Source organism: Caloramator proteoclasticus DSM 10124 (assembly GCF_900129265.1).
In the GTDB taxonomy this organism is placed as follows: domain Bacteria; phylum Bacillota; class Clostridia; order Clostridiales; family Caloramatoraceae; genus Thermobrachium; species Thermobrachium proteoclasticum.
Genome location: NZ_FQVG01000104.1, coordinates 1 through 2,090 on the forward strand (window position 1 = coordinate 1; position 2,090 = coordinate 2,090).

At 28.4% G+C, this 2,090-nt stretch carries 7 protein-coding genes; 2 read left to right on the plus strand and 5 right to left on the minus strand.

The window, feature by feature from the left end; translation table 11 throughout:
* Positions 1–17 precede the first annotated feature (17 nt).
* From BUB63_RS12990 to BUB63_RS13010, 5 genes are read right to left on the minus strand one after another with little or no spacing between them, the layout of a single operon-like run.
* A complete protein-coding gene (locus tag BUB63_RS12990) occupies positions 18–221 on the minus strand; it encodes a DUF6877 family protein (RefSeq protein ID WP_073250423.1) in 204 nt (67 codons plus the stop codon).
* Entirely contained in the window at positions 215–394 is a 180-nt protein-coding gene (locus BUB63_RS12995) for a helix-turn-helix domain-containing protein (RefSeq protein ID WP_084106798.1), read from the minus strand. The genes BUB63_RS12990 and BUB63_RS12995 overlap by 7 nt, the downstream gene beginning before the upstream one ends.
* A complete protein-coding gene (locus tag BUB63_RS13000; RefSeq protein ID WP_073250429.1) occupies positions 375–596 on the minus strand; it encodes a helix-turn-helix domain-containing protein in 222 nt (73 codons plus the stop codon). Before BUB63_RS13000 ends, BUB63_RS12995 begins: the two co-directional genes overlap by 20 nt.
* A complete protein-coding gene (locus BUB63_RS13005) occupies positions 580–807 on the minus strand; it encodes a hypothetical protein (RefSeq protein ID WP_073250432.1) in 228 nt (75 codons plus the stop codon). Before BUB63_RS13005 ends, BUB63_RS13000 begins: the two co-directional genes overlap by 17 nt.
* Positions 808–857: 50 nt before the next feature.
* The gene (locus BUB63_RS13010; protein WP_073250435.1) at positions 858–1,079 is read right to left on the minus strand and encodes a helix-turn-helix transcriptional regulator; all 222 of its coding nucleotides are present in this window, start codon (positions 1,077–1,079) and stop codon (positions 858–860) included.
* A gap of 197 nt (positions 1,080–1,276) precedes the next feature.
* Between BUB63_RS13010 and BUB63_RS13015 the strand changes: the two genes are divergently transcribed.
* Complete coding sequence (locus BUB63_RS13015; RefSeq protein ID WP_073250438.1) at positions 1,277–1,663, plus strand: helix-turn-helix domain-containing protein; 387 nt, start codon at positions 1,277–1,279, stop codon at positions 1,661–1,663.
* A 55-nt stretch (positions 1,664–1,718) separates the two neighbouring features.
* Positions 1,719–2,042: an NINE protein gene (locus BUB63_RS13020; protein WP_073250441.1), complete on the plus strand. Its 324-nt coding sequence runs from the start codon at positions 1,719–1,721 to the stop codon at positions 2,040–2,042.
* Positions 2,043–2,090: the final 48 nt, after the last annotated feature.

Consider the following 2,090-nt stretch of genomic DNA (forward strand, 5'->3'; position numbering starts at 1 on the left):
TTTTTTTTTATTCACTTCTAAACAGTTCTGTTGTTTATACCTTCATATTCTCCTCTCCTTCTTAGCCATAGTTCTGCATACATTAGCTGTCTTTTTATATATGGATCTGTTTCTTTTCCTCCACTTGCAAGCCAGTCTGTTATTCTCTTTTCAATGTCGTCAAATACCTCTGGTGGAAGTTTATGAGCTACTTCTAATAAGTCATCTAAATTTTTTAACATATCTTTGCACCTCCATTATTTATAAACTCATTTATAAACATCTCAGGAATTAGAATCTTTCTACCTACTCTGACACACCTGAGTTTGTTCTGCCTTATCAGTTCATATATGCTTGTTTTTCCACACCTAAGCATTTTTGCAACTTCTTCTACGTTATAGATTTTTGTTTCCATCTTCATCACCCTCACAGTCTATCAACTCATTTATGCTACATCTTAGAGCTTTAGCAAGTTTACACAGAACTTCAGCACTTGGGTTGTTATATTTACCTTTTTCAAGTTCATTGATATAACTTTTAGCCACTCCACTTCTTAGAGCTAACTGCCTTTGTGTCATATTTCTTTTTCTTCTTAATTCCTTAATCCTTATTTTCATGGGAAAACCTCCAATCTTTGTTTCCCCACATCTCCCTTAGTGATTTTGAATAAACTGTTTCATCTAATTCTCTTATACAATCCTCTAACAACTTCTTTGTAAAACTTACTGTAATATCAATTCCTTTAAATTCTCCTTGAATAAGTTCAATAATCTTTTGTATTGCTCTTATCCTTTTTTCCTGGGTAACAGTTAGATTACTGTTATCCATATTTAACCTCCTATTTATTGATAAGAAATGCATATACTAATAACAAAAATCTAAGCTGTATTTTTGTTGTCACTTTTAGTGACTTCAATAGCTAAAAAAATATCTTCTATTGAGCAATGAAAAATTTCACACATTTTCTTGATAAGTTCTTTACCAGGCTCTCTATAACCTGTTTCAATTTTATGATACATACTATAACTTATACCTAATGATTTTGCTGCTTCTTTAGCTGTTTGAAATCCTGCTTTTATTCTTAGTTCTTTAAATTTCATTTGGCTCCCTCCTTTCAATTACTATTATATCACTTTTCGTGACATTGTATACATTTAGTGACGTTTGTATTATTTAATTATGTCACGTTTTGTGCAGTTTTCTTTAATTATCTAATTATTTCGCATTTATTCTTTGATTTATATGTTGCAATTGTCACTATTAGTGTTAAAATATTAAGTATAGAGGAGGTGAATTTATGCATATTGGTGATAGAATAAAAAAATTGAGAACTGAAAAACAAATTACACAACCAGAGTTAGCTAAAATATTAGGTGTATCACGTTCAACCATTGCAATGTATGAAAATAATGAAAGAGAACCTAATATAAAAACAATAAATAAAATTGCTGATTTTTTTAACGTTACCACCGATTACCTCCTCGGAAGAACAGATAATCCAACTGGTATGATTTTAACTAATAAAGAGCTGAATAACTACCTCCCTGAAGAAGCTAAACAAAGAAAAATTGAAGTTGAAATAGAAAAGAAACCTAATTTAACTGAAGAAGAATTGAAATATATAGCAGATATGGTTTTAAAAAAGTTAGCTGAGCATTATGCTAATGTTGAAAAAAACAAATAAAAAATAGAATACTCTCAAAGCTATTTAAAATAATATTTTTTAGGGGTTGGGTAATATGAATTCAAAAAAAATGAAATTATTTATTATTTGTTTATTTACAGGTTTTTTAGGCGGACATTATTTTGTAATTGGTAAATTTAAAAGGGGATTTTTATATTTCTTTACGTTTGGTTTATTTGGATTTGGTTGGTTTTATGACTTGATTCAAATATTGATTAAAGATGATTTTACAAAGCATATACAAGAAAAAGATAAAGTTGCAGAAAATAATAAATTTGAAACAGTATTTGTTCATCAAAACAATTTACAACAGCAACAATATAATGAAAACAAAATTAACCTGAATTATTCATGGAATTTATTTAAAAGAGTTCTATAGCCCATATTAACTTAATTTTTTACTAAACTGCATTTCACTTAAAAAGTG

Excerpts from the sequence above, each read along its gene's own strand:
- BUB63_RS12990 (WP_073250423.1), bottom strand. The coding sequence starts at position 221 with ATGTTAAAAAATTTAGATGACTTATTAGAAGTAGCTCATAAACTTCCA.
- BUB63_RS12995 (WP_084106798.1), bottom strand. The coding sequence starts at position 394 with ATGGAAACAAAAATCTATAACGTAGAAGAAGTTGCAAAAATGCTTAGG.
- BUB63_RS13000 (WP_073250429.1), bottom strand. The coding sequence starts at position 596 with ATGAAAATAAGGATTAAGGAATTAAGAAGAAAAAGAAATATGACACAA.
- BUB63_RS13005 (WP_073250432.1), bottom strand. The coding sequence starts at position 807 with ATGGATAACAGTAATCTAACTGTTACCCAGGAAAAAAGGATAAGAGCA.
- BUB63_RS13010 (WP_073250435.1), bottom strand. The coding sequence starts at position 1,079 with ATGAAATTTAAAGAACTAAGAATAAAAGCAGGATTTCAAACAGCTAAA.
- BUB63_RS13015 (WP_073250438.1), top strand. The coding sequence starts at position 1,277 with ATGCATATTGGTGATAGAATAAAAAAATTGAGAACTGAAAAACAAATT.
- BUB63_RS13020 (WP_073250441.1), top strand. The coding sequence starts at position 1,719 with ATGAATTCAAAAAAAATGAAATTATTTATTATTTGTTTATTTACAGGT.